Here is a 24,442-nt window from a genome sequence, read left to right as displayed (position 1 = left end):
GGCATGGTGGTGTCATGAGTCCGCGAACAGGCCTCGGCCGTGTCCTGGACGACCTCGGCACCACGCTGATCGACCTGGTCCGCGGCGATCCGGGCCGGGCGGCCGACATCGGTGGCGTGGTCATCCTCGATCCGTACGACGACCAGGTGCTGCCGCCGTCGGCACTCGTGCTGGGCGTCGGCGTGCGGGACCCGGCGGAACTGCTGGACCGGTTGGGCGAGGCGGGCGCGGCGGCCCTCGTCGTGCGCGGGCCGGTCGACGTCACCGACGAGATCGCCGCCGCCGTCGACCGCTCCGGCGTCGCACTGCTCGGCCTGGCGCCGGGCGCGTCCTGGACGCAGCTCGCCGCCATGCTCCGGTCGTTGCTGGCCGAGGGCGAGGTGGACCCGTCCGAGACGCTCGGCGGCGTGCCGGCCGGGGACCTGTTCGCCCTGGCCAACGCCGTGGCGTCGCTGATCGCCGCCCCGGTGACGATCGAGGACCGCAGCTCGCGCGTCCTCGCGTTCTCGGGGCACCAGGACGAAGCCGACCAGTCGAGGGTCGAGACGATCCTCGGCAGGCAGGTACCCGCGCGGTACTCGCAGATGCTCGAGGCACGCGGGGTGTTCCAGCAGCTCTACCGCAGCGACCAGCCCGTCTACATCGAGGGCCTGCCCGCCGACGACGGAACGCTGTGCCTGCCCCGGATCGCCGTGGCGGTCAGGGCGGGTGACGAGTTCCTCGGCTCGATCTGGGCCGCGGTCCGCTCACCGCTGCCGGCCGACCGGTCGCAGGCGCTCTGCGACGCGGCGAAGCTCGTGGCGTTGCACATGATGCGGCAACGGGCGGGCGCCGACGTCGAACGACGGCTGCGTGCGGACCTGGTCTCGACCGCCGTGGAAGGCGGGCCCGGCGCGGCCGAGGCGGTGCGCCGGCTCGGGCTCGCGGACCAGGCGTGTGTGGTGCTGGCGCTCGCGTCGGCGCAGTCGCACGACGACGATCCCGCCTCGCATGCCCGGTTGCTGGCGGAGCGGCAGCAGGTCGCCGACGCGTTCGCGATGCACCTGACCGCCGTCCATCCGCGTGCGGCCGCCGCGTTGATCAGTGATGTCGTCTACGCGATCCTGCCGGTGGAGTCGGAGGACCGGGCGCTGCGCATCGCGACGGACTTCCGCAGCCGCATCGGGGATCGCGTTCTCGTGGGCGTCGGCCAGGTCGGCTCATCCCTCTCGCGGTCGCGTGCCGGTGCCGACCTCGTGCTGCGGGTGCTGCGTGCCGGGCGGGCTTCCACCCCGGTGGCGCGAGTGTCCGATGTGCACGGTGAAGGACTGCTGCTGGAGCTGTCCGACCTGATCGCCTCACGCGGTGACACACTGACCGGGCCGGTCGCGCGGCTGATCGACTACGACCGCAGGCACAGCGCCTGCCTCGTCGAGACGCTCAGCGCGTGGCTCGACGCGTTCGGCGACGTGGCGGCCGCCTCTGCCGCCGTTTTCGTGCACCCCAACACGTTCCGCTACCGGCTGCGGCGGCTGGCGGAGGTCGGGGAGATCGATCTCAGCGATCCGGACGCGCGGTTCGCGGCGATGCTGCAGCTGCGTCTGTGGCGGCCAGGTGCCGCTGGGCCAGCGCCACGAACGCCGCCGTCGACGGATGCGCCGCCGGCGCCGGCCAAGCCAGGTGCACGGTGATCGGTTCGGCGTCGGTGAGCGGCAGGTAGGTCACGCCGGGGTGCGGGTTGTGGTGGCTGGTACCGGCGGCCGTGACGCCGACCGTCGCGCCGGTCGAGATCGACGTGAGCCACTCGACGACACCGGGCACGTCCACGGACCGAGGCCGCGCCCCGGCCGGCCAGAGATCGGCGGTCGTCGTCCCCGCCGTCTCGCACATGGCGACGCACTCGTCCACCAGGTCGCCGAGCGCGATCGCCTCACGGCTGGCGAGCGGGTGGTCGTCCGCGACCGCCGCGACACGGGGTTCCTCGATCAACGCCACGTGATCCACCCCGGATCCCGTGGGCTCGGTGCGCAACACCGCGACGTCCGCCTCGCCGCGCCGCAGGGCCGCCTCGGGGTCGTCGGACCGGCGGATGCGGACGAGCACGTCCGGGTGCCGCGCGCGCCATTCCCGCAGGAACGGGATGGTGAACCGGCCGAGCGCGGCCCAGGCGAAGGTCAGCCGCAGCGGTTGGGGTCGCACCGCCTCTGCCAACGCGGTGTCGAGTTCGGCGAGGATGCGGTGGCTGTGCTCCCACAGGCGGTGGCCGGTGCCGGTCAGGGCGATGTGGCGGGTGGTCCGTTCCACGAGCCGCACGCCGAGACGCCGTTCGAACTGGTCGAGTGTGCGCGAGAGAGCGGGCTGCGTGACGTGCAACGACTCCGCGGCCGCCGTGATCGACCGGTGGTCGCCGATGGCGGCCAGCGCGCGGAGGTGACGCAGCTCGACATTCATAACTGCCGATCATAAGTGCTGCGTGAACGGCATTTCACTCGCACGGTAAGCGGACCTAGCGTCGACGGCATGAGGATTCTGCTCGTAGGAGCCACCGGTCTGCTCGGCACCGCTGTCCACCAGGAGCTCGCCGAACGCAAGCACGATGTCGTCACCGTCTCCCGCACCGGAGGCGACCTGCAGTACGACGTGACCGACCCGGCCCAGGTGGCCGAGCTGTACCAGACGGTCGGCCAGGTCGACGCCGTGGCGAGTGCGGCGGGCTCGGTGCCGTTCAAGCCGCTCACGGAGCTGACCGCGCAGGACTACCAGGCGGCGTTCACCGGCAAGGTGCTGTCGCAGGTCGCGCTCGTGAGGGAAGGTCTCACACACGTCACGCCAAGCGGATCGTTCACGCTCATCACCGGCGTGCTCGCGCGCGAACCGATCGTCACCGGTGCTGCTGCGTCGCTCGCCAACGGCGCTGTGGAGGCGTTCGTCCGTGCTGCCGCCATCGAGATCGCGCCGCAGCGGATCAACGCGGTCAGCCCGACCGTGTTCACCGAGGCACTCGACGCCTACGGCGACTTCTTCCCCGGCATGAAGCCCGTGCCGCTGGCCGACGTGGTGCAGGCGTACGTCCGATCGATCGAGGGACGGCAGACCGGGCAGGTCTACGTGCTCTGAACGTGCAGGTGACCGAGCAGGCGGTCGACGAGGGCAGGCCGCACCCCGGCCTACCGGATGTTCGAGAACACCGCGGTCCTGCACGCCTGAGCGCGCGCCGCGGGAAGGTCGTCGACCGCGACCACCTCACGTCCACCCGCCAGCACCAGGTCGCCGTCCGACGCGGCGGTGAGCATGGCGCGCTTCTCGACCGCTGTTCTCGCCTGGTGGACCACGCCGAGGCGGTCGACGCGGATCAGCGTGACGGCCGGGTCCGTCACGCTGAACTCCGCGACGCTGCTCAGCCTGCGCACTCCGTCCAGGCTGAAGTGGGCGAACTTGGGCATGTCAATTGGTCTACACCAATAACCCGGCCCTGGGTAAGGGGCCATTCGCGGCCGGCCCCTGTGCTGCGACCCAAATTGGCATAGACCAATCGGCACGCGACTCCGAGCTTGGGCGGTCACGTGCGGACCGTGCGTGTCACTCGCCGTTGCGCCGCCCTCCTCCGGTGTTCGCCTCCCAGGACGAAGGCACCACCTGGTTCCCCGTTCAGCTCATCCCGACGGAAGTGGGTGGGACGCGGTCCTGCACCATCCGCCGAACGCCCGCACGGTGTCGTTGCGCGCCAACGCGACCGACGCCGGCGGCAACTCGGTGCAGCAGACCATGGTGCGTGCCTATGACCTGAACCAGGCCGCAAGGCCAGGTCGGCCCACGCCGCACCGGCCACGTCAGCTCCGTTCCGGTGCGGCGATCCGGACGTCGGTCACGCCCGCGGTCGCACGGGCGAGCACCTCGGCGACGTGCCGGTCGGCAGGGTTGTCCATCTTGTCCGCGATCGACACTCTGCCGCCGGTCACCTCCACCGTCCACCGGTGCGGGTCGCCGACCAGGCAGAGGCGGTGCCGGATCTCGGCTTCGATGATCCAGTCCGCACGGCTGATCGAGCGCAGCAGGTCGCGCCGGGTCACGATGCCGGCCAGACGTCCGTCGCGCACCACCGGCACGCTGCGGATGCCGTGCTCCAGCATCAGATCGGCGACCTCGGCGAGGTCGGTGTTCGGCGTCACCGTGCGCGGCTTCGTCATCACCTCGGACACCAGGTCCGCCGGAACGTGCCGCGCCACGGGCGGTTCGCCGTGCACCAGCCAGCGCGGGTCCTGCGGCAGCCGGTCGCGCAGCAGCTCCGCCTCGCTGACGATGCCGACCAGGTCGCCGGACTCGTCGACCACGGGCAGCGCGGTGTACCCGTGATCGGCGAGCAGCCGGGCGGCTTCGCGTGCGGGGGTCTCCGGGTTGACGACCACGACCCCGGTCGTCATCACGTCTCGCGTCCTCATGCCGGCCTCACCCGAAGATCTCGGTCTGGCGGGTGTGCACGGTGTCGTTCCACTGCGGCCGCAACCGGTTGTGCACGTCCACCACGCCCGGCAACGACCGCACGAGGTGTTCGGCGATCTCGACCTCGCTCTGGCGTTCGAGGTCTCCGTCCATCGTCACGACGCCCTCGGTCACCTCGATGTCGACGCTGAACGGGTCCACCCACAGCAACCGGCCGAAGATCTCGTCCCGGATCACCGTGCGCAGCTCCTCGTCCTCGCGCAGGAAGAGCTTCAGCAGGTCGCGACGGGACAGCACGCCGACCAGCGCGCCGTCGGAGTCCATGACGAACAACCGGCGCACACCGGAGGAGGCGAGCTCCCGTGCCGCGGCGCCGGCCGTGGTGTCCGGCGCGATGCTCTTGACCGGGCTGGTCATCACGTCGCGGGCGGTCACTCCGGCGGACTGCTCGAAGCGGTGCTTCTCCGCACGCCCGGCGAACAGGCCGGGTGCCTCGCTCGTGCCGCCCCGGTACTCCTCCTTCGGCATCAGGTCGGCCTCCGACACAACGCCGACGGGATAGCCGCCGTCGAGGACCGGCACTGCGCTGATCCTGTTGTCCTCCAGCAGTTGTACGAGCTCCTTGAACGAGGTGCCGACGTCCGCCGTGATCACCTCACGCGTCATCAGCGAGGAAACAGTCGGTTCACGCATGACACCCTCCGGCGATCCGCAATTCAGGTCCACTCCAGCCTTCCCGCGGTGGAAACCGGCGGACACGTGCCAAAGGCGTCGCCGCGCGGGACCCCGGTCCCTCCTCGCCGGGGACCTAGGCCCCTCACCCGCGACCCGCGGCGCTGCGAGGTTTGTGCGAGGGGACTTCGACCTGGAGGTGAGCCGGATGGACCGCGGTCAGCCGGACGAGAACACGGTGCGGGCGGCACTGGCACTCGCCTGCCGCGCGCCCTCGGTGCACAACTCCCAGCCGTGGCGCTGGGAACTCGGCGCGCACAGCCTGCACCTTTACGCCGACCTCGCGCGCAACCTGCCCGCGATCGACCCGCTGGGCGCGGATCTGGTCGTGAGCTGCGGTGCCGCGTTGCACCACCTGCGCGTCGGGCTGGCCGCGCTGGGGTGGAAGGCGGTCGTGCACCGGCTGCCCAACCCCGCGATGCCGGACCACCTCGCCGCCGTCGAGTTCGAGGAGCGCGAGCCCCGGGAGCCGCACATCGCCCTCGCGGCGGCGATTCCGCGCCGGCGCACGGACCGTCGCGCGTTCTCGTCGTGGTCCGTGCCCGACGGGATCATCGACCAGCTCGTCAGGGCCGCGCGTGCCGAAGGCGTGGAAGCCCACGAGGTCGTCGGCACGGCCCGTTCCGAACTCCTGGCGGCGATCGTGACGGCCGCCGAAGCACAGGAGTCGGATCCGGCGTACCGGGCCGAGATCCGCGAGTGGAGCGGTGTCTACCCCGGCGCGTCCGCGGGCGTTCCCGCCGCGAACATCCCGGCCGGGTCGCGGCAGTACGGCGATCTGCGGTTGCGCGAGTTCGCGCCCGGTGAGCTGCTCCAGGCCGACAACCGGCTGCTCGGCCAGGACGCCGGGTCGTTGCTGGTGCTGAGCACCTCGTCCGACGACGTGCTGTCGCGGTTGCGCGCCGGTGAGGCGACCAGCGCGGTGCTGCTCGAGGCCACGTCGGCAGGGCTCGCGACGTGCCCGCTCAGCCAGCCGCTCGAGGTCGTCGAGACCAGGGAACTCGTGCGCGACCAGGTGCTCGGCGGGTCGACCTGCCCGCAGCTCGTGATCCGCGTCGGCTGGGCCGCCTTCAACGCCGACCCGCTGCCCGCCACGCCCCGCCGCCCCCTCGTCGACGTCCTCACCGGTCAGGAACGGCAGTGACCACCCGCCGCTCGCTGAGGTCACCGCCGCCCGCCGTCGTCCGCCCGCGAGTGAAGCTCGAACCACGCCGCCGGTGAATCGAAAACAATTGGGAGGTAACGATGTCCACTGTTCACGCAGCTGTGCGCACGCGCACCGAGGTTGGCGCCGCGTCCCTGGCGGTGCTGCGCATCGCGACGGGTCTGCTGTTCCTGTGGGCGTTCTTCGACAAGGCCTTCGGCCTCGGGTACGCCACGCAGTCCAAGAACGCGTGGTTCTCCGGTGGCTCGCCCACCAAGGGGTTCCTCGGTCGCGTCGACGCCGGACCGTTCCAGGAGACGTTCCGCGGCTGGGCCGGCGCCTGGTGGGCCGACACGCTGTTCATGGTGGGGCTGCTGGCGATCGGCGTCGCGCTGGTGCTCGGCATCGGCCTGCGGCTCGCCGCCGTCGCCGGTTCGGTGATGATGCTGCTGATGTGGGCCGCCGAGTGGCCGCCAGCGCAGCACAACGCCGCCGGTGAGCTCACGATGTCCACCAACCCCGTCATCGACTACCACATCGTCTACGCGCTGGTGCTGATCGCGGTGGCCGCCACGGCGTCCGCCATCACGTGGAGCGTCGCGAGCTGGTGGGGCGGTCTGCCGTTCGTGAAGTCCAACCCCTGGCTGCGGTGACGGCAGCACGGAAACGGGGCGCCCCGTTTCCTGAAGTGTCGCCCGCAACCCGCGTCCGGAGCTGTTGGTAGTAGAAAAGTGCCCGTTGATGTCGAGTTGGCGGTACTTGCAGACGCCACTTCTCGCCCGCCAGCACGTCGCCTCGGCACACGGCGAGCACCGCGGCGCTGTCGAACCGCTTGCCCAGCAGGCCTTGCAGTGCCGTTTCAACGGTGTCGTCCGGGCGGACGACGGGGACGTTCGCGGACGCGTGGGCGGCCGCGGTGTCGAGGCGGCGGTTCAGCTCACCGGGGCTGGTCATCGAGCCCAGCGGCCCAGTCGGGCACCTCGCGTTGCAACACGCGCGGCGTGCGGCGATAGCCCTGTGACGGCGGGCGTTGCGGCAACACGATCTCCGGTGCCTTCACCTCGTGGCGCTCGATCGTGCCGAGCAGGTGCGCGATCATGTTGATCCGCGCGCGCCGCTTGTCGTCTCCTTCGACCACGTACCAAGGGGATTCGGCGATGTCGGTGTGCACCATCATCTCGTCCTTGGCGCGGGAGTAGTCCTCCCAGCGCGCGAACGACTCGAGGTCCATCGGCGAGAGCTTCCACCGCTTCAACGGGTCCGAGAGGCGCTTGCGGAAGCGGCGCTCCTGCTCGGCGTCGCTGACCGAGAACCAGTACTTGCGCAGCAGCAGCCCGTCCTCCACGAGCATCCGCTCGAACACCGGGCACTGCCGGAGGAACACCCTGTGCTCCTCCGGCGTGCAGAAGTCCATCACCCGTTCGACTCCAGCGCGGTTGTACCAGCTGCGGTCGAACAGCACGATCTCGCCGGCCGCGGGCAGATGGGCGACGTAACGCTGGAAGTACCACTGGGTGCGCTCGCGTTCGCTCGGCGCGGGCAGGGCCGCGATCCGCGCGACGCGCGGGTTGAGGTGCTCGGTGATCCGTTTGATCGCCGAGCCCTTGCCCGCCGCGTCCCTGCCCTCGAACAGGACCACGAGCCGGGCGCCGGTGTCGCGCACCCACTCCTGCAGTCGCACCAGCTCGATCTGCAGCCGCAGCAGCTCCCGTTCGTAGACCTCGCGCTTCATCGCGAACCCCGCAGCAGGCGGTGCCGCCACTTGTCCAGCTCCACCAGCACGTACGAGACCGCGCTCAACCCGAACACCACGAGCCACGGCTGCCAGCCGAGCGGGGCCGTGTGGAACAGCGAGTTCATGAACGGCACGTAGGTCAGCAGCAGCTGCAGGCCGATGGTCAGCGCCACGCCCACGAGCAGCCAGCGGTTCGGGCCGGTGCGCGGGCGGATCCGCACCAGCGAACGGCAGTTGGCGAGGTAGGCGATCTGGGCGCCGACGAACACGTTGACCGCGACCGTGCGCGCGACCTCCAGCGACGCGCCCGTCGACAACTGCCAGCGGAACGCCCAGAACGAGCACGCCAGCAGGATCGCCGACACGAACAGGATCCGGCCCACCAGCGTGCGCGTCAGCAGCGGCAACGACGGCGGCAGCGGCGGTCTGCGCATCACGTCCGGTTCGCGCGGCTCGAAGGCGAGCGTCAGTCCCAAAGCGACAGCGGTCGTCATGTTGATCCACAGGATCTGCACCGGCAGGATCGGCAGTGCCGCGCCGAGCAGGATCGCGGTGAGGATCACCAGGCCTTCCGCCATGTTCGTCGGCAACGTCCAGATGATGAACTTGCGCAGGTTGTCGAAGACGGCCCGGCCTTCCTCGACGGCGGCGCGGATCGAGGCGAAGTTGTCGTCGGTCAGCACCATGTCCGCCGCCTGCTTGGCGACCTCCGTGCCGCCGCGGCCCATCGCCACGCCGATGTCCGCCCGCCGCAACGCCGGAGCGTCGTTCACGCCGTCGCCGGTCATGGCGACGATCTGGCCGTCCGCCTGGAACTGCTTGACCAGCCTCAGTTTCTCCTCCGGTGCGACGCGGGCGTGCACGTCGGAGATGCCGAACTCCGCCGCGATGGCCCGTGCCGTGGCGGGGTGGTCGCCGGTGATCATCTTGACTTCGATCCCAGCGGCCTGGCAGGCGTGGACGGCCTCGATCGCCTCGGGGCGGGCCGGGTCGTGCATCGCGACGAAGCCGAGCAGTTCCACGGTGCCCCGCAGGCCTTCCTCGGTCAGGTCGGCGCCGGCCGCGCGGCCGATCGCGAGCACCCGCAGCCCGGCGGCCGCGAGGTGTTCCGCCTCGGCGCTGTGCTCGCGCCCGGCGAGCTCCAGAACGCGTTCGACGGCGCCCTTCACGTAGATCACGTCGTTCGCGTGCCTGGTCGCCATGAACAGCCGTTCCGAGCTGAACGGCAGCACGTCGACCCGCCGCGGCACGTCCTCGCCGGTCAGGCCCGCCTTCCGCGCGGCCACCACGAGCGCGGCCTCGGTCGGGTCGCCCACTGGCAGCCAGCGTCCGCCGTCCTCGACGATCCTGGCGTCGTTGCACGCCAGTCCGGCGAGCAGGCAGTCGCGCACGGCCGCGTTCGCCGGAGGTGTGAACGTTCCTGTTGGCACATAACCGATTCCGGCCACGTCGTACCGCACTCCGCGAGCCACGACCGCGTTCACGGTCATGGCGTTGGCGGTGAGCGTTCCGGTCTTGTCCGTGCAGATCACCGTGGTGCTGCCCAGCGTCTCCACCGCGGGCAGCCGCCTGATGATCGCGTTGCGCCGCGCCATCCTCGACACCCCGATCGCGAGCGTCACGGTGACCGCGGCGGGCAGTCCCTCGGGGATCGCGCCGACGGCCAGCGCCACGGCGGCCGTGACCATTTCCGCGAACGGTTCGCCGCGCAGCACGCCGACCACCACGCTGAACGCGGCGAGGCCCAGGATCACGACCGTCAGCACCTGGCTGAAGTGCGCGAGCTTGCGGGTCAACGGCGTCTGCACGGTCGCCGTCGTGCTCACGAGCCGGTGCACGCGACCGATCTCGGTCTCGGCACCGGTGGCCACCACGACCCCGCGGCCGCTGCCGGACGTCACCAGCGTGCCGGAGTAGGCCATGTTGGCGCGGTCCGCCAGCGCGGTGTCCGGCGGCAGCACAAGAGGATCCTTGGTCACCGGCACGGACTCGCCGGTCAGCGCCGACTCGTCCACGCGCAGCTCCCGCGCGCCGACCAGCCGCAGATCGGCGCCCACCTGGTCACCCGCGTCGAGCAGCACGACGTCACCGGGCACCAGCTCGGCCGACGGCACCCGCGCGCTCACGCCGTCGCGCACGACGGTCACCTCGGTGCGCACCATCGCGACCAGCGCGTCCAGCGCACGTTCGGCACGGGCCTCCTGGACGAAGCCGATGATCGCGTTGACCACGACGACACCGAACACCACGGAGGCGTCCACGACCTCGCCCAGCGCGGCGGTGATCGTCGCGGCGGCGAGCAGCACGTAGATCAACGGGTGGTGCAGCTGCAGCAGCAGTCGCACCACCCAGCTCTGCCCGCGCCGCGGCGGCAGCTCGTTCGGCCCGAGTTCGGCCAGCCGCTGCCGCCACCGCTCGGTCGAGAGCCCGGAGTCCGAGTCGGTTTCCGTGAGCAGCACGACGTCGGGCACCGGCAGACCGTGATGCCCGACGGCGTCGCGGTCAGCCGTGGTGACCGGCATGACCGGCTCGCAGATGGGGATCGTCGTGGCTGAGCGCCTCCAGGACGTCGCGCCTGGTGACCATGCCGATGACCCTTCCCTGGTCGAGGACCGGCACGCAAAGCACCTCGTAGAGGCTCATCGCGCTGAAGAGCGTCTCCGCGTCCATGTCCGGGCCCGCGGTCAGCTTCGGTTGCGACATCACGTGCTCGACGTGCGGTGACTCCACGCCGTTCCGGCCCAGCACGCAACCGGACTTCGTCACCACGCCGAGGAACACGCCGCCCTCGTCGATCACGGGCAGCATCGTGAACCCGAAGTCGTCCATGAGTCCCTCGGCGTGGCGGGCGAAGTCACGCGGCCCCACGGACACGAGGGGCCGCACCACCACCTCCCTCGCCTTCATCGGCTCGTCTCCGCAAGTTCGCGGTCACGCACCGGGATGACGACGACCGGGGCGTGAGCGTGCCGCACGCAGTGCATGCTGGTCGAGCCCAGCACGATCTGACGGACCGGATGTCCGGTGTGCGATCCGACAACCAGCATCGCCGCACCTTCCGACGCCGTCTCCAGCACCGCGGCCGCGTAGCCGCGCAGGCTCTGCCGGACGATCTCGGGCACGTCCGCGCGACCGGCCGACGCCGCGTGCACCGCCTTCTCGACCACCGCTTCCGAGTCGGCCTGCGCCTGCTGGGCGCTGGTCTCGTGCCAGTCCGTCAACGGCTCGTACGTCCAGGCGTTGACGACGGTGAGCGGGCAGCCGCGCACGACCGCCTCGTCCATCGCCCACTGGAGCGCTCGGTCCGATGCCGGTGTCCCGTCGACACCGACGACGACAGGGGCTGAGTTCGTGCTCACTGGATCCTCCTCTTGTGCGATTCAGGGAGTGCGGAGCTGCCGCAGGAACGGGTCGATCCGCCGTGGCCGCGCCACGCGCACCCTGGCGTCCACCACCAGGCATCCCGTGTCCGTCACGACGAGCGGGTTGATGTCGAGCTCGACGACCTCGGGCAACGCCGCGGCCAGCTCGGCCACGCGCAGCAGGACGTCGCGCACGGCCTTGGCGTCGACGTCGGCGAGAACGCGGCCGGCGGACCGGAATCCGTGCACCAGCGCGTCGGCGTCCGTTGTGGACAGTGGGGCGAGTGCGGCGGCGCGATCGTCGATCACGTCGGTGTCGACGCCGCCGAGCCCGGTGACGAGCAGCGGCCCGAACTTCTCGTCCGTCGCCACGCCGACCAGCAGCTCACGTCCGCGTGCCGCCATCGGCTGCACGAACACGCCCCGCAGCCGGGTGCCGAAGCGGTCCTGGAAGCCGCGGAACGCCTCCGCCACAGCGCTTTCCCCGGCGACACCGAGCACCACGCCACCGCCTTTGCTCTTGTGCAGCAGGTCGTCCGCCACGGCCTTGAGCGCGACCGGCGCGTCGTAGGCGCATTGGGCGGCCACTGCGTGTTCGGCGGTGGTGACGAGCGTTCCGCCGAGAACCGGCAGGCTGAACGCCTTCAGCAGCCGCACGACCTGGTCCGGCGGGAGCCAGCCGTCGCCTTGCCTCGTCACGATCTCCTCCGCCGTCGCCAGGTCGATCCCGCCGAGGTCGGCGAACTCCCTGGGCCGGTCGAGCCATTCCGCGCGCTCCGCCAGTCGGGCCAGCGCCGCGGCGGCCCGCGCCGGTTCGGCGTAGCAGGGCACCTCGTCGGCGAGCCGTCCCGTCTGCCCGGTGCGGACGGCGAGCACCGGCTTGCCGTTGACGCGGTGCACACCGGAGGTCGGGTCGCCGAGCGCGGTCGGGACGGTCACGGTGATCACCGCGTTCACCGCGGGATCCGCGCCGACGAGGTCGAGGCAGCGGGCGAACGTCCGCTCGCCCACCACGGCTGTCGTGTCGATCGGGTTGTGCGCGCTCGCCGCCGCGGGCAGCAGCTCGCGCAGCGCCGCCAGCGTCTCGTCGGACAGTTCGGCCATGTGCAGTCCTTCGCGCACACAGGCGTCCGCCGCGAGCACGCCGAGGCCGCCCGCATTGCTCAGCACCGCCACGGATCGTCCGCCGGGCATGGGCTGCCGGCTCAACGCCATCACGACGTCGACCAGCTCCGGCACACCGTCGACGGCGATGACCCCGGCCTGCCGGAACAACGCGTCCCGCGTGACTGACGGCGTGGCGGTCGAGGCCGTGTGCGAGGCGGCGGCGCGTTGCCCTGCCTCGCTGCTGGCGGCGCGGATCGCGAGCACCGGCTTGTGGGCGGCGATCTCCCTGGCCAGGCGGGCGAACTTGCGCGGGTTGCCGAAGGATTCGAGGTACAGCGCGACGATCCGGGTCTCCGGGTCCTGACCCCACCACATGAGCAGGTCGTTGCTGCTGATGTCGAGCTTGTCGCCGGTGGAGACCAGGTTCGACAGGCCGAGGCCGAGCCGCCGCAGCTCCTCCTGCACCGCGATGGCGATGCCGCCGGACTGGGTGACCAGGCCGATGTGGCCCGCGAGAGTGCTGTGGGCCGCGAACGTGGCGTTCATCCGCACCGAAGGGGAGCTCGTCGAGACACCGAGACAGTTCGGCCCGACGAGCCGCATTCCGTGCGTGCGCACGATTCTCAGCAGTTCGGCGGGGTTCACCCCGGACGAGATGACGACCAGCGCGCGCACGCCACGACGTCCGCACTCGTCGGCGACGCGCGGCACGGCTTTCGCCGGCACGCACACGACGGCGAGCTCGGGTGCCTCCGGCAGCTCGGTCACCGACGCGTGGCAGTCGACGTTCGCGACCGACTTCGCGTGCGGGTTGACCGCGTACAGATCGCCGGTGAAGCCGCCGTCCACGAGGTTGCGCAGCACGGCGTGCCCGACCGAGTCGGGTGACCGGCCCGCGCCCACCACCGCGATCGAGCCGGGCCGCAGCACGTGGCTGAGGCTCGCGACCTCGGCGACCTGCTCGCGTTCGGCGACGGCCTCCAGGTAGCGCTCGCACGGGTCGAGGCCGAGGTCGACGTGGACGACGTCGCCGTCGGCCACGACCGTCCACACGAGCCCCATGTCGGTGAACACGCGCAGCATCCGGAAGTTGATGGCGAGCACCTCCGCCGTGAACCGCCGGATGCCGCGCCCGCGGGCGAGCGACACCAGGTGTTCGAGCAGCAGGGTGCCGACGCCGTGGGTCTGCTCGGCGTGCGACACGACCAGGGCCACCTCTGCGGACTCCCCCGCCACCACGTAACTGGCCGCGCCGAGCAGCCGCTCGCCGCGCACCGCCCCGATCACCACGTGCCGTGGCTCCTGCGGTGACACCATGCGCTGCACGAAGTCCTCGAGCTGCCGCGGCGACGTGCTGAAGAACCGCAGGTACTGGTCCTCCAGCGGCAACGACCGGTGCAGCTCCAGCAACGCCGTGACGTCACCGGGCCCGAGCTCGCGCACCGTGACGAGCGAGCCGTCGGTGAGCAGTGCCGTCGCGGTCACAGCAGCGGTCCGGGCGTCACGGGCGCGGCGGCCTCGGCGACCGAACGCTCCTTCTCCGCCTTCGGCGCGCGGAGCACGACCACCGGGCACGACGCGTGGTGCACGCAGTAGGAGCTGACCGAGCCGAGGACCGCCTCGGCGAGAGGTCCGTGGCCGCGGCTGCCCACCACGAGCAGCTCGGCGTTCTTCGACGCCTCGGTGAGGACCGTGCGCGGGTCACCCTCGACGAGCACGCGGCGGATCTCGACGCCTTCGGCGCCCTCGATCTCCTGCACGGCGGTGTCGAGCACGGTTTGCTGAGCGGCGCGCATGGCCTCTGGCGAGATCCGCATGCCGACCTCGGCCGGCACCGGTCCGATCACGATGCCGTAGTCCGGATGCCACGCGGAGACCGCGTCCACCCGGCTGCCACGCCTGCGCGCGTCCTCTATGGCCCAGCGCAGGGCTTCCTGCGCGGCGGCTGATCCGTCTACGCCGACCACCACGGGCCGGGATTCGTTCTCGCTCATGACTTCAGCGTCGTCTTCGCGCCGGTGGCGGGTGAGTGCCCGCAGTCCCCGAGGCCGAAGGACCTTGGTCCTACCAAACGATGCCCAACGCCACGACCGCCACGACCGGGGCCGGCCACGCGCCGAGCCGCGGCCCTCCGGTGGCGGTGGCCGGCACGAGCTTCACGACCGCGTTCGTCGCCAGTGCCGCACCAGCACCCGTACGGTGAATGATCGCAAACGGCATCCAGAGCCCGTGCCGGCGCGCCACGCCCATGCGTGCCGATGACGAGCAGTTCGGCGTGTTCGGACGCTTCGGCGAGGTGGTCCGCTGCTGGGCCGTGTGGCCGCGATGAACGCCGAGGCGGCCTCCCGCCGCCGAGAGGCCGCCTCGATCCCACTCACTCGGCCGGGCGCACGATCGCCAGCGGGCACGGGGCGTTGTAGACGAGGGCCTGACTCGTCGACCCGAGCAACATGCCGGCGAACCCGCCGTGCCCGTGGCTGCCCACAACCACGAGCCGTGCTTCGGCGCCATACCTCATGAGGGCCCGCACCGGACGGTCCCGCAGCACCACGCGGTGTACCGGGACGTCCGGGTACTTCTCCTGCCACCCGGCGAGCCGTTGCGCCAGGAGTCGTTGTTCCTCGGACTCCACCTGACCCCAGTCGGCGGTGAGCCGGGTCGCCGAGTAGCTGCTCTCCACCATGAAGTCCTGCCAGCACAGGACGACCGTCAACGGGCATTCGCGCATCGACGCCGCCTCGAAGGCGAACGCGAGCGCGGCCTCGCTCGTCGGGGAGCCGTCCACGCCGACCACGACAGGGCCGCCCGGCACCTCGGTTCCGCGCACGACCACGAGCGGGCACTTCCCGTGCGAGGCCAGGGCGAGTGCGGTGGAGCCGACCAGCAGGCCCGTCACGTTGCCCAGGCCCTGCGAGCCCAGGACCATGAGCCTGGCGTCGCGCGACTCCTCGATCAGCAGGTGGTTCACGGCGTCGGCGACGACCTCCGTGGTCACCTCGATGTCCGGAGCCACAGCACGGGCGGCGGCGACGGCCTCGGTCAGCCAGTCGTTGGCCTGTTCCTCGATCGCGCGCCTGACTTCACTACCGGTCAGCACGATCTCCGGATATCCCCTGGTGGGCAAGGAATATCCGTGCACCAGCCGGAGCGGGGCGTGGTGGCGGGCGCAGTCGTCGGCGGCCCAGCGCACCGCGGCGAGCGCGGACGACGAGCCGTCGACACCGACGACCACCGGGGCGGACGGTCCCTTCATCGCTTTCCTCCTGTCAGAACGCGGACGCGCACGACACCGTGCACGGAACCCGCGAGCGCGGTCAGCACCCTTTCGGTCTCCGCGTCCGGGTTCTCCGCCGCTATGGTGGCCTCACCGTCCTGGACCGCGACCGTCCACTTGCGACCGCCGCCGTAGATGTCCAGCACGTGCTGGACTTCCGCCGACACGGTCGTGTCCGTGCGGGCCAGCGCGCGCACGAGATCGCGGCGGGTCACCACGCCGAGGACCTTCGAGCCGTCCACGATCGGCACGCAGCGGACGCGGTCGTCCAGCATCACGCGGGCGAGCACCTCCGCCTGGGCGCCGCCGTCCATCGCGAACGCCGGTGTGGTCATCACGTCGCCCACGGTGCTGCCGCGGGTCTCGTCGACGTAGCCGTTGCGCAGCAGGTCGGCCTCGGTCACGATGCCGATCAGCCTCTTGTCGCCGTCCACCACCGGCAGCGCGGTGAAGCCGTGCGACACGAGCAGAGCCGCCGCGCCGCGCACGGGTACCTCCGGTGTCACCGTGATGGCCGGACTCGTCATGATGTCGCGAGCGCGCATGGCGCTCCTCCCTTCGTCGCTTGCGACGCTAGGAGCGCGTCGCGCCCGTGGACGCGGTCGTTGGTCCCGCGCCGTCCGGGTCCTTGGCACCCACGACCAGCACGGCCTGCGGGTAGCCCGCGAGGCCGTGCCGTTCGATCAGTCCGGCGCGCCACTGCTGGCGGTGCATGAGGTGCACGACCGGCCGCACGCGCATGCCCGCGGCCCGCGCGGCGAGCACGGCGGCTTCCAGCGCGGCGCCACCGCGGATGTGGTCGGGCCGTCCGTCGCCCACCGTCACGACGACGAGCGTGTCCTCGGCGACGGGGTGCAGTTCCGTGCCGGCCCAGTGGTTGGCGTACACGAGCTCGCGGGCCTCGCCGTCGCCCGTGCCGTCGTGCAGCAGCATGGCGCGGTGGTGGCTCAGCTCCTGCGGTGTGGGCGGCTGCTTGCCGTCCGCCTTGACGACCGCGATCAGATCCGGGTTGGCGTAGTCGTGCGGGAAGACGACCTTCGCGTGCCACCCGCAGGACCGCACGGCCAGCACGACGTGCTCGAGCGCCGCGCCGCACGTGAGCAGGCGGTCCATCCCCAGCGGGTCGTGCATCGACTTCTGCGCGACCTCGTACACGTAGACGGACCGCCCGTGCAGCTCCAGCACCCACGGCTTGCTCCCGCTGTAGACGGGCGCGGTCCTGGCTGCTTCCACGATTTCCGCCGCTTCGGCGGTACTCCAGCGCATGCCTCGACGATCCGGCCGGCGGGGTGCGTCCGACAGGGCGGACGGTCTCACCCGGTCCGGGCCCTTGGACTCTGCGCGCATGCCCGTACAGCGGCCGAACCTGGAACTCCCCGGACGAGGAGATCTCATGAGCATCGCCAAGAGGTGGACGGTCGAGATCCGCATCGACGAGCACCAGGCGCGCACGAGGGCGGAGGCACGGCTGCACACCGATGACAGGACCAACCTGGTCGGTGTCGGCCAGGCCCGGCTCAACCCCGCCGACCGTGACGTCCCGGAGATCGGTGACGAGCTCGCCGCGTCCCGTGCGCTGTCCGACCTCGCGCATCTGCTGCTGGACGCCGCCGCCACCGACATCGAGGGCGTCACCCAGGCTCCCGCCCAGCTGACCGAGTGAGGAGAACACCGTGATGTACCCGTACTACGGCGGAGGAATGGGCTGGGGCGGCCTCGTCGTGACGACCCTGAGCATGATCGTGTTCTGGGGCGGCCTGATCGCGCTCGTCGTGCTGCTGCTGCGCAGGCACGACGGCACCGCGACGCGCATTCTCGAGGAACGGCTGGCCAAGGGCGAGATCGACGCCGACGAGTTCGACCGCGTGCGAAAGACCTTGCGATCCAGATGATCAGAGTCTTTGGTCCCTGTGTGCGACCATCCGGGTGAGGGATCGTTCAACTCGATGTCGGCGAACGAGAGGTGGTAGCCGTGGCCGCGCGAGTCTTCCTGGTGGACGACCACGAGGTGGTCCGCGTCGGGATCAGAGAACTCCTCAGCGCCCAGGACGACCTGGAGGTGGTCGGTGAGGCGTCCTCGGTCACCGAGGCGCTGACCAGGGTGCCCGCCGTGGCACCGGACGTCGCCGTGCTCGACGTGCGGCTGCCCGACGGCAACGGCATCGAGCTGTGCCGCGAGCTGATGTCGCGGCTGCCCGACCTCAAGTGCCTGATGCTGACGTCGTTCACCGACGACGAGGCGTTGTTCGACGCCATCATGGCGGGCGCCTCCGGCTTCGTGCTGAAGCGGATCGTCGGCAGCGACCTCACCAACGCCGTGAAGACCGTCGCCGCGGGTGGTTCGCTGCTGGACGCCCGTTCGACGGCCGCGCTGCTCAACCGGATCCGGCGCGAACGCGAGCAGGGCGACCCGGTGCGCATGCTCACCGAGCAGGAACGCACCGTGCTCGACCTGATCGGCGAAGGCCTCACGAACAAGCAGATCGCGGACGAGATGTTCCTCGCCGAGAAGACGGTGAAGAACTACGTGTCGCACCTGCTCGCCAAGCTCGGCCTGGAACGCCGCACGCAGGCCGCCGTGCTCGCGTCGAAGCTGGGCAACAAGCCCGCGCCGCGCGAGGACGGTTAGTGGTGTGGCGCGGAATGTCGCCGGGGGATTTGCCGCCCCCACACCTTCGTACTGGTTGTACGGGGCGTGGGGGCGATGCCGCGCGGGGTGCCCTGCTGAGCGTGAACTACCTCGCCAACGTTCCGAGTCGTACCACCAGTGTCCCGCGCCGGAAATCCGCAGCAGAAGTCCAGTCTTGCTTCTTTCGGCACGCGGGGGCCTTTCGTCCGCTCCGAGAGTACGAAAGCTCCCCGCGTACTCTTCAGCACCGGCGTGTCGTGGCTGGACACGCCGGGCAGTGAGGAACGACTTCGTTGCCGGATTTCCGGCGCAGGACACCTAGCTTGCTAGTCCAGAGGCACCTGCCAGGTCACCCGCGTGCCGCCGCCGGGTTCACCGGCGACGGTGCAGGTGCCGCCGTACCCGGCCGCCCGCTGCTCGAGGTTGCGCAGGCCGCTGCGCGCGACCTGCGGCGGCATGCCGACGCCGTTGTCCACCATGCTGATGATCAGCGCGTCGCCCGCCTCCACGGTGAGCGTCATCTCGGTGGCGCGGGCGTGCCGCAGCGCGTTGCTCACGAGCTCCCTGACGACGGCCTCGGCCTGCTCGCCGATGTGGTCGGGCACCAGGTTGTCGATCGTGCCGCTCATCCTGACCGCGGGCGAGACCGGCGCGTCGTCGGTGAGCCCGGCGACGATGTCGAGCAGCCTGCGGCGCAGACCGGTGTCGTCGTCGGCGGCCTGCAGGTCGAAGATCGACGTGCGGATCTCCAGCACCGTCTCGTCGAGGCTGTTGACGGCCTTCTGCAGGCGCCGCTTGGCCTCGGGGTGGCTCACCCAGGTCAGCGCGCCCTGCAGGCTCATGCCGGTGGCGAACAGCCGCTGGATGACGTGGTCGTGCAGGTCGCGGGCGATGCGGTCGCGGTCCTCCAGCACGTCCACCATGCGTCGTGCGTTCTGGTTCTCGGCGAACTCCAGCGCCACGACCGCCTGGTCGGCCAGCGAGGCGAGCAACGGCATGAGGTCCGGCCCGAAGTGCGCGGCGCCCTTCTCCCGCACCGTCACCAGCAGGCCGCTCACGGTCGTGCCCGCGCGCATCGGCACGACCACGCAGGCACCGAGCTCGGGCCCGTCGACGCCGAACAGGGCGTCCACGTCCTCGACCAGGACCGGCGCGCCGGAGTCGAGCACCTCGCCGAGCACGCTGCCCTTCGGGTCGAGTGTGTCCTCGACCAGGGGGACGCCCGCGCGCGCCACCGGGCGCAGCCGGCGATCCGCACTGTCGGCGAGCAGCACCACCGAGCTCGACGCGCCGGCCAGTTCGACGGAGCGCTGGGCGATGAGCTGGAGCGCGTCGTCGGCCGAGGCGCCGCCCAGCAGCTGCGAGTTGATCTCGGCGGTCGCCTCGAGCCAGCGTTCGCGCAGCCGGGACCGTTCGAACAGGCGGGCGTTCTCGATGGCCACACCCGCGGCGGCGGCGAGCGCCTCCAGCACCACCTCGTCGTCGGGCGTGAAGTCGACGTCGCCCTTCTTCTCGGTCATGTACAGGTTGCCGAACACCTCGTCGCGCACGCGCACCGGCACGCCGAGGAAGCTGTGCATCGGCGGGTGGTTGGGCGGGAAGCCCACGGACGCGGAGTGCTCGGCGAGGTCGTGCAGGCGGATCGCCCTCGGCTCCTTGATCAGCAGTCCGAGCAGACCCTTGCCCTCGGGCAGGTGGCCCATCTTCGCCCGCGTCTCCGTGTCGATGCCGACGTAGACGAACTGCGAGAGGTTGTCGCGCTGGCCGAGAACACCCAACGCCCCGTAGCGGGCCCCGACGAGCTCCACAGCGGCCTGGACGATGCGCTGGAGGGTGGAGTCCAGCTCCAGGCCGGCACCGACCGCGAGCACGGCGTCGAGCAGGCCCTGCATCTTGTCCCGCGTCGACCCGATCTCGGCAAGTCGTTCGCGCATCTCGTCGAGCAGGTCGTCCAGTCTTAACCCGCCCAGCAGACTGCGCGACCGGCTCTCAGCTGAACCCGTCATGGATCAAGCCTCGCACGCGGTGATTGCGTCGCCAAGCAGTCCCTGCCAGGTCGGGACCTTCGGCGCTGGGGGCTGCCGCGCGAACGGGTGAAAGTGGCGGGAACAACACAAACGCACGACGACAACGGGGTGACAGGGATGCCCGAAGTGACCGAAGCGCTGGGGCTGCCGGCGGAGCAGGTGGAGGCCACCCTCCACGCCGCGTCGCTCGCGCCGTCCGTCCACAACACCCAGCCGTGGCGGTTCCGGGTGCTGGAGGATCGCATCGAGCTGCACCCGGACCACGACCGCATGCTGCCCGCCACCGACCCAGAGGAACGGGAGCTGCGACTGTCCTGCGGTGCCGCGTTGTTCAACCTCCGCGTGGCGCTGCACGGGTTCGGGGTCCGGCCGCTGGTCACGCTCCTGCCCGGCAAGGACGCACAGGGCGCGCTCGCCACGGTCCGCCGCGGCGGCACGGTGCGAGCGGACGATGAGATGCGCGACCTGCTCAAGGCCGTGCCCGCCCGCCGCACCAACCGCCGCCCGTTCTTCGAGTCCGGTGTGGACGGACGGCACCGGCACGCGCTGGTCCGCGCCGCCGAGCTGGAACGCTCCTGGCTGCACGTCGTCGACACGCGCCAGGAGGTCGCGAGGATGAAGGAGTTCGTGCGGCGCGCTCACGGGATCCAGCAACAGGATCCCGGCGTGCTGGCCGAGCTGCGATCGTTCACCGGTCACCGGCCGGACGCGACCGACGGCGTGCCGCCCTCCTCCGCCGGGTTCCGGCCGGAGGCCCAGGACGAGTGGATGTTCCGCGACTTCCAGGCCGGTGCGCGCCCCGACGGCAAGGACTACGAGTCCAACCCGCTGGTCGTGGTCGTGTGCTCGTTCTACGACGGGCAGCTCGGTGAGCTGCAGGCCGGCCAGGCGATGCAGCGGGTGCTGCTGACCGCCACCTCGATCGGCCTGTCCGCGTCGTTCATGTCGCAGCCAGTCGAGGTCCGCGCCGTTCGCGAGGAGCTGCGCCGTGCGCTGGGCGGCATGCTGGTGCCGCAGACCGTGCTGCGCGTCGGATACAGCACACCGGTCCCCGCCACGCCGCGGCGACCGGTCACCGAACTGCTGATGGAGCCCACGAACTCGACGAGCTGACCACGTCGGATCAGGGCCCGGTCCGGCAGCGGGACGCGCGCGAGGAAGACGTTGCCGACGCCCGCCACCCTTCCCCGTGCCGTCACAGGGGTTCGACCTCCTCCGGGCCGAAGTACCGGTACAGGCCGCAGTCGGCGAGGAGGTCGGCGGCGAGGTCGTCCTCCAGGGTGACGGCGAGGCGCCAGGCACCGTCCACATCGGACAGCACGGCCCGGACCTCGGCGATGCGGCCGGTGAGGAACATGTCCTGGGCGTCGGCTGCCCTGCGTGGACGCAGGCGGACCCGCGACCCCTTGGACACCTGGACTCCGGCGATGACCACCGAACCGTCGGCCCCTGACTCGGTGCGGCGCATCGTCCCGTGCGGCGCCTCGATCCACTCGCCCGGCACCCCCTCCACCCGGTCGAGCAGTTCGGCCGCCCTGGCGTCGGTCACCCGCACCTGCGTTTTCTCCTCCTCTGTCAACGTCAGTGTGCGCGACGTCAGCAGCTCGTCGATCTCCGTCCCGTCGTGCAGGTCGCCGTGGCTCTCCTCCCGCGCGACCGACGGGTGGTCGTAGAGGATGATCGGCGCGCACAGCACGGTGTCCGCCCGCCCCGGCCCACCCATCAGCACGGGCCACGTCCGCTCGTTGCGGCACCCGGCCGTCGCCGGCGCCGCCCAGTCCGGCGGGTCCACCAGCGACAGGAACTGTCCCCCGGACAGCGAGAGCAACGTGTGCGCGGCGATCAGCGCATGCCGCAGCGCCGCGTTCCGGCCTGCGCCGACGTCCTCCCACGGCGAGGTGTTCCGCACCTCGACGCGCAGCCGCAGCAGGCCGGGCGGCACGGGATCGGCGCGCACCGTCATCACACCGCTCAGCTCGTGCCGCCGCCGCACGAGCCGCACCTCGTCCTCGACCGGCTCGATGTCCGCACCACCGTCCACAGTGAACGGCACGCAGGTGTCCATGCCGATCAGGTCCGACATCCGCAGCACGACGTCGACCTCGCGGTCCACCGCCTCGTCCCACGTCGTGCACTCGCGTCCGCCCGCCGTCACCGAGCGCACGGCACGGCCACCGACCTCCGCGACGCGTTCCTGCAGCTGCAGGAACCGCAACCGCAGGTGCAGGGTCGCCGACAGGCTCGGGACGACGAGCAGTTCGGCCGTCGAGTCCGGGTGCTCGCCGCCGAGCGTGAACGACGGCGGCATCAGCACGCCCCACTGCCAGCGCAGCTGGTTCTTCGTCGCGGACGCGCGGTACGGGTAGAGCAGGTAGCCCTCGTACAGCACGGCGTCGGCGATCGCCCTGGCCAGTTCCATCGGGTGCTTCATCGGCTCTCCGATGCAGCCGTGGTGAGCTCGCACAGCACGTGGTGAAGCGTCGTCTGGGTCTCCTGGATCCGGCGCACGGACGAGGAAGGCACGACGAAGAACACCAAAAGCGCGCCGCCGGCGGCGAACCGGGAGGTCATGGAGGAGGCGCAGTCCTCCAGCAGCTCCGCGTCGGAGTCGGAGATCTTCTCGGGGGTGGACGCCGCCACCTCCGTGAAGTCCACTTCGGACGGATCGGTGGACAGGAGCGGGTGGAGCGATTCGGTCATCTCGCGCCACCGGGCAGCAGGGCGATCGCCTCACCGGCGTGCAGCAGCACCACGTCGCCGACCTCGGCGGTCACCAGCGCGATGCTCACCTCCCAGGTGTGGCCGTCGTCGCCGCGCACGACCGCCATGTCGTCGGGGAGCAGGTACACGACCTTGCCGGGCACCGTGAGGTCCGCGCACGTCACGCAGAGGTCCTCCCGGCACACCTCCTTGTCGTCGTTCACGCCACACCCTCCAGGAACACGTGCGTCAGCTCCCACGGCAGGTGGTAGGCGGTGACGTGGATTTCCTCGACCACCAGCGGATCCTCGGCGACCAGCACGTGGTCGGCGACGATCCGGCCACCGTCGCCACCGGTCAGCGCGACGGTGAGCATGCCGAGCTCGGCGGCCACGGCCAGGCCGCGCGCGACGTTCTCGCACGTGCCGTCCGCGGACAGGCCCAGCGCGATGTCGGACGGTTCGCCGAGGCAGCGGATCTGGTGCGCGAACGTCTCTTCGCAGCCCGCCCGCGCGGCCACGCCGGCCAGCGTGGCGACGCCCGAGGTCAGGGAGACGGCGGGCAGGGCGCGTTCGCCGACGATCACCGGGTGGACGAACTCCACCGCGACGTGCCCGGCGCCGGTACTCGGGCCATCGTTGCCGAAGACGACGAGCTCGCCTCCCGCGCGGAACCGTTCGGCCATTCGGTGACAGATGCGCGCGATGTCGTCGGCGAGATCGGCCAAAGGGATGGCGCGCCGTTGTGACAATTCGTTGAAACGGTCGACACGATCAGTAGTCGGAGCTTTTGCCACGAGCCCTTCTTCACGTCGGCAGACATTTGAGTGAGTCAGGTGTGGTTGTTTACTTCACGGTCGGCAGGACACGCAAGACCACACCATTCCTCCTCATGAAGAATGCTGATGGTCGCGACTCGACCGTCAGCGAAACGGCTCGCCGCCCGCCCATCCGCTGACCGTCCTGACCGGCACGCCTGGCTGCCTCGCGAGTGACCCCCTCCCAGGCCAGCACGGCCGTTATCCGCTCGGCGAAGGTCGCAGGCTCCATGTCGCCGTCCGCCGGATCAGGCTCCTCTGACCTGCGCGAAGTCAACTCGTTCGGGTGCCGACCACCTGGGTGAAGGAACTCGGTGGGCGGCGGTTGCACGTCGACCTCGACCCGGCTGGGGGCAGGTGCGGCACGACACCTGCACCCTGCCGCCCAGCCCCGGCGCCGTCGGCGCAGCGGCGGATGAAGTCGCATTTCCGGCACCGAGGGCGGCCTTGCGGAGAACACTCCGGGTCAGCTCCACGACGGGAAAGACCTCGATCG

General features: G+C 71.0%; 25 protein-coding genes and 1 pseudogene. 8 read left to right on the top strand and 18 right to left on the bottom strand.

Translation table 11 applies throughout. The features are described from left to right. Positions 1-14 precede the first annotated feature (14 nt). Positions 15-1,670 carry a PucR family transcriptional regulator gene (locus JOD27_RS38050; RefSeq protein ID WP_204767201.1) on the top strand — a complete coding sequence of 552 codons (1,656 nt, stop codon included), beginning with the start codon at positions 15-17 and terminating at the stop codon, positions 1,668-1,670. On the opposite strand, the pseudogene JOD27_RS38045 reads toward JOD27_RS38050, so the two are convergent. Next, a pseudogene (locus JOD27_RS38045) lies at positions 1,651-2,430 on the bottom strand (LysR family transcriptional regulator); the annotation flags it as partial. The gene JOD27_RS38050 and the pseudogene JOD27_RS38045 sit on opposite strands and share 20 nt — an antisense overlap. A 69-nt stretch (positions 2,431-2,499) precedes the next feature. Between JOD27_RS38045 and JOD27_RS38040 the strand changes: the two are divergent. Continuing rightward, the gene (locus JOD27_RS38040; protein ID WP_204767200.1) at positions 2,500-3,096 is read left to right on the top strand and encodes a short chain dehydrogenase; all 597 of its coding nucleotides are present in this window, start codon (positions 2,500-2,502) and stop codon (positions 3,094-3,096) included. A 50-nt stretch (positions 3,097-3,146) separates the two neighbouring features. On the opposite strand, the gene JOD27_RS38035 is transcribed toward JOD27_RS38040, so the two are convergent. The 3 genes from JOD27_RS38035 to JOD27_RS38025 form a co-directional block, all read right to left on the bottom strand. Further along, entirely contained in the window at positions 3,147-3,422 is a 276-nt protein-coding gene (locus JOD27_RS38035; RefSeq protein WP_204767199.1) for a hypothetical protein, read from the bottom strand. A 387-nt stretch (positions 3,423-3,809) separates the two neighbouring features. Further along, positions 3,810-4,418 carry a CBS domain-containing protein gene (locus tag JOD27_RS38030; RefSeq protein WP_239570831.1) on the bottom strand — a complete coding sequence of 203 codons (609 nt, stop codon included), beginning with the start codon at positions 4,416-4,418 and terminating at the stop codon, positions 3,810-3,812. A 7-nt stretch (positions 4,419-4,425) separates the two neighbouring features. Then, complete coding sequence (locus JOD27_RS38025) at positions 4,426-5,112, bottom strand: CBS domain-containing protein (protein ID WP_204767198.1); 687 nt, start codon at positions 5,110-5,112, stop codon at positions 4,426-4,428. A 187-nt stretch (positions 5,113-5,299) separates the two neighbouring features. Here JOD27_RS38025 and JOD27_RS38020 point away from each other — a divergent pair, with 187 nt between their 5' ends. Together JOD27_RS38020 and JOD27_RS38015 are read left to right on the top strand one after the other, a co-directional pair. Continuing rightward, positions 5,300-6,295, top strand: a complete 996-nt coding sequence (locus tag JOD27_RS38020) for an Acg family FMN-binding oxidoreductase (RefSeq protein ID WP_204767197.1) — start codon at positions 5,300-5,302, stop codon at positions 6,293-6,295. Positions 6,296-6,396: 101 nt separating this feature from the next. After that, positions 6,397-6,948 (top strand): DoxX family membrane protein, encoded by a 552-nt coding sequence (locus tag JOD27_RS38015; RefSeq protein WP_204767196.1) that lies wholly within the window; start codon positions 6,397-6,399, stop codon positions 6,946-6,948. A gap of 284 nt (positions 6,949-7,232) precedes the next feature. Here JOD27_RS38015 and ppk2 read toward each other — a convergent pair whose 3' ends face one another. From ppk2 to JOD27_RS37970, 9 genes are all read right to left on the bottom strand, one after another. Further along, the gene (ppk2, locus tag JOD27_RS38010; protein ID WP_204767195.1) at positions 7,233-8,027 is read right to left on the bottom strand and encodes a polyphosphate kinase 2; all 795 of its coding nucleotides are present in this window, start codon (positions 8,025-8,027) and stop codon (positions 7,233-7,235) included. Beyond that, positions 8,024-10,552: an HAD-IC family P-type ATPase gene (locus tag JOD27_RS38005; protein WP_204767194.1), complete on the bottom strand. Its 2,529-nt coding sequence runs from the start codon at positions 10,550-10,552 to the stop codon at positions 8,024-8,026. The genes ppk2 and JOD27_RS38005 overlap by 4 nt, the downstream gene beginning before the upstream one ends. Continuing rightward, entirely contained in the window at positions 10,533-10,937 is a 405-nt protein-coding gene (locus JOD27_RS38000) for a CBS domain-containing protein (RefSeq protein WP_204767193.1), read from the bottom strand. The genes JOD27_RS38005 and JOD27_RS38000 overlap by 20 nt, the downstream gene beginning before the upstream one ends. Next, positions 10,934-11,389 carry a universal stress protein gene (locus tag JOD27_RS37995; RefSeq protein ID WP_204767192.1) on the bottom strand — a complete coding sequence of 152 codons (456 nt, stop codon included), beginning with the start codon at positions 11,387-11,389 and terminating at the stop codon, positions 10,934-10,936. The genes JOD27_RS38000 and JOD27_RS37995 overlap by 4 nt, the downstream gene beginning before the upstream one ends. A gap of 21 nt (positions 11,390-11,410) precedes the next feature. Continuing rightward, on the bottom strand, positions 11,411-13,984 hold the full coding sequence (locus JOD27_RS37990; protein WP_204767191.1) for a bifunctional acetate--CoA ligase family protein/GNAT family N-acetyltransferase: 2,574 nt from the start codon (positions 13,982-13,984) through the stop codon (positions 11,411-11,413). Beyond that, complete coding sequence (locus JOD27_RS37985) at positions 13,981-14,493, bottom strand: universal stress protein (protein ID WP_204767190.1); 513 nt, start codon at positions 14,491-14,493, stop codon at positions 13,981-13,983. The genes JOD27_RS37990 and JOD27_RS37985 overlap by 4 nt, the downstream gene beginning before the upstream one ends. Positions 14,494-14,873: 380 nt before the next feature. Continuing rightward, the gene (locus tag JOD27_RS37980) at positions 14,874-15,752 is read right to left on the bottom strand and encodes a universal stress protein (RefSeq protein ID WP_204767189.1); all 879 of its coding nucleotides are present in this window, start codon (positions 15,750-15,752) and stop codon (positions 14,874-14,876) included. Beyond that, positions 15,749-16,318, bottom strand: a complete 570-nt coding sequence (locus JOD27_RS37975) for a CBS domain-containing protein (RefSeq protein ID WP_204767188.1) — start codon at positions 16,316-16,318, stop codon at positions 15,749-15,751. The genes JOD27_RS37980 and JOD27_RS37975 overlap by 4 nt, the downstream gene beginning before the upstream one ends. 28 nt (positions 16,319-16,346) lie before the next feature. Then, positions 16,347-17,039 (bottom strand): hypothetical protein, encoded by a 693-nt coding sequence (locus tag JOD27_RS37970; protein WP_204767187.1) that lies wholly within the window; start codon positions 17,037-17,039, stop codon positions 16,347-16,349. A gap of 127 nt (positions 17,040-17,166) precedes the next feature. Here JOD27_RS37970 and JOD27_RS37965 point away from each other — a divergent pair, with 127 nt between their 5' ends. From JOD27_RS37965 to JOD27_RS37955, 3 genes are all read left to right on the top strand, one after another. Then, the gene (locus tag JOD27_RS37965) at positions 17,167-17,436 is read left to right on the top strand and encodes a DUF1876 domain-containing protein (protein WP_204767186.1); all 270 of its coding nucleotides are present in this window, start codon (positions 17,167-17,169) and stop codon (positions 17,434-17,436) included. Between the two features lie 10 nt (positions 17,437-17,446). Continuing rightward, on the top strand, positions 17,447-17,665 hold the full coding sequence (locus JOD27_RS37960) for an SHOCT domain-containing protein (protein WP_372441790.1): 219 nt from the start codon (positions 17,447-17,449) through the stop codon (positions 17,663-17,665). Between the two features lie 80 nt (positions 17,666-17,745). After that, complete coding sequence (locus JOD27_RS37955; RefSeq protein ID WP_204767185.1) at positions 17,746-18,402, top strand: response regulator; 657 nt, start codon at positions 17,746-17,748, stop codon at positions 18,400-18,402. 326 nt (positions 18,403-18,728) lie between these two features. Here JOD27_RS37955 and JOD27_RS37950 read toward each other — a convergent pair whose 3' ends face one another. Beyond that, complete coding sequence (locus JOD27_RS37950) at positions 18,729-20,408, bottom strand: GAF domain-containing sensor histidine kinase (protein WP_204767184.1); 1,680 nt, start codon at positions 20,406-20,408, stop codon at positions 18,729-18,731. A gap of 138 nt (positions 20,409-20,546) precedes the next feature. Here JOD27_RS37950 and JOD27_RS37945 point away from each other — a divergent pair, with 138 nt between their 5' ends. Beyond that, positions 20,547-21,542, top strand: a complete 996-nt coding sequence (locus JOD27_RS37945) for an Acg family FMN-binding oxidoreductase (protein ID WP_204767183.1) — start codon at positions 20,547-20,549, stop codon at positions 21,540-21,542. Positions 21,543-21,624: 82 nt separating this feature from the next. On the opposite strand, the gene JOD27_RS37940 is transcribed toward JOD27_RS37945, so the two are convergent. From JOD27_RS37940 to JOD27_RS37925, 4 genes are read right to left on the bottom strand one after another with little or no spacing between them, the layout of a single operon-like run. Continuing rightward, entirely contained in the window at positions 21,625-22,860 is a 1,236-nt protein-coding gene (locus JOD27_RS37940; protein ID WP_204767182.1) for a hypothetical protein, read from the bottom strand. Beyond that, a complete protein-coding gene (locus JOD27_RS47310; RefSeq protein WP_372441789.1) occupies positions 22,857-23,129 on the bottom strand; it encodes a hypothetical protein in 273 nt (90 codons plus the stop codon). Before JOD27_RS47310 ends, JOD27_RS37940 begins: the two co-directional genes overlap by 4 nt. Continuing rightward, positions 23,126-23,353, bottom strand: coding sequence for a HypC/HybG/HupF family hydrogenase formation chaperone (locus JOD27_RS37930; protein ID WP_204767181.1), 228 nt, complete (start codon positions 23,351-23,353; stop codon positions 23,126-23,128). The genes JOD27_RS47310 and JOD27_RS37930 overlap by 4 nt, the downstream gene beginning before the upstream one ends. Then, positions 23,350-23,925 carry a D-sedoheptulose-7-phosphate isomerase gene (locus tag JOD27_RS37925; protein WP_372441788.1) on the bottom strand — a complete coding sequence of 192 codons (576 nt, stop codon included), beginning with the start codon at positions 23,923-23,925 and terminating at the stop codon, positions 23,350-23,352. Before JOD27_RS37925 ends, JOD27_RS37930 begins: the two co-directional genes overlap by 4 nt. Positions 23,926-24,442 lie beyond the last annotated feature (517 nt).

It is taken from the genome of Lentzea nigeriaca, assembly GCF_016907955.1.
Lineage (GTDB): Bacteria > Actinomycetota > Actinomycetes > Mycobacteriales > Pseudonocardiaceae > Lentzea > Lentzea nigeriaca.
This window is presented reverse-complemented; position numbering and strand designations above follow the sequence as displayed.

Coding starts and splice junctions, on each gene's coding strand:
- JOD27_RS37965 (WP_204767186.1), top strand. CDS start 17,167: ATGAGCATCGCCAAGAGGTGGACGGTCGAGATCCGCATCGACGAGCAC.
- JOD27_RS38020 (WP_204767197.1), top strand. CDS start 5,300: ATGGACCGCGGTCAGCCGGACGAGAACACGGTGCGGGCGGCACTGGCA.
- JOD27_RS37945 (WP_204767183.1), top strand. CDS start 20,547: ATGCCCGAAGTGACCGAAGCGCTGGGGCTGCCGGCGGAGCAGGTGGAG.
- JOD27_RS37985 (WP_204767190.1), bottom strand. CDS start 14,493: ATGAGCGAGAACGAATCCCGGCCCGTGGTGGTCGGCGTAGACGGATCA.
- JOD27_RS38015 (WP_204767196.1), top strand. CDS start 6,397: ATGTCCACTGTTCACGCAGCTGTGCGCACGCGCACCGAGGTTGGCGCC.
- JOD27_RS38035 (WP_204767199.1), bottom strand. CDS start 3,422: ATGCCCAAGTTCGCCCACTTCAGCCTGGACGGAGTGCGCAGGCTGAGC.
- JOD27_RS38050 (WP_204767201.1), top strand. CDS start 15: ATGAGTCCGCGAACAGGCCTCGGCCGTGTCCTGGACGACCTCGGCACC.
- JOD27_RS37975 (WP_204767188.1), bottom strand. CDS start 16,318: ATGCGCGCTCGCGACATCATGACGAGTCCGGCCATCACGGTGACACCG.
- JOD27_RS38005 (WP_204767194.1), bottom strand. CDS start 10,552: ATGCCGGTCACCACGGCTGACCGCGACGCCGTCGGGCATCACGGTCTG.
- JOD27_RS37970 (WP_204767187.1), bottom strand. CDS start 17,039: ATGCGCTGGAGTACCGCCGAAGCGGCGGAAATCGTGGAAGCAGCCAGG.
- JOD27_RS47310 (WP_372441789.1), bottom strand. CDS start 23,129: ATGACCGAATCGCTCCACCCGCTCCTGTCCACCGATCCGTCCGAAGTG.
- JOD27_RS37950 (WP_204767184.1), bottom strand. CDS start 20,408: ATGACGGGTTCAGCTGAGAGCCGGTCGCGCAGTCTGCTGGGCGGGTTA.
- JOD27_RS38040 (WP_204767200.1), top strand. CDS start 2,500: ATGAGGATTCTGCTCGTAGGAGCCACCGGTCTGCTCGGCACCGCTGTC.
- JOD27_RS37940 (WP_204767182.1), bottom strand. CDS start 22,860: ATGAAGCACCCGATGGAACTGGCCAGGGCGATCGCCGACGCCGTGCTG.
- JOD27_RS38000 (WP_204767193.1), bottom strand. CDS start 10,937: ATGAAGGCGAGGGAGGTGGTGGTGCGGCCCCTCGTGTCCGTGGGGCCG.
- JOD27_RS38030 (WP_239570831.1), bottom strand. CDS start 4,418: ATGAGGACGCGAGACGTGATGACGACCGGGGTCGTGGTCGTCAACCCG.
- JOD27_RS37980 (WP_204767189.1), bottom strand. CDS start 15,752: ATGAAGGGACCGTCCGCCCCGGTGGTCGTCGGTGTCGACGGCTCGTCG.
- ppk2 (WP_204767195.1), bottom strand. CDS start 8,027: ATGAAGCGCGAGGTCTACGAACGGGAGCTGCTGCGGCTGCAGATCGAG.
- JOD27_RS38025 (WP_204767198.1), bottom strand. CDS start 5,112: ATGCGTGAACCGACTGTTTCCTCGCTGATGACGCGTGAGGTGATCACG.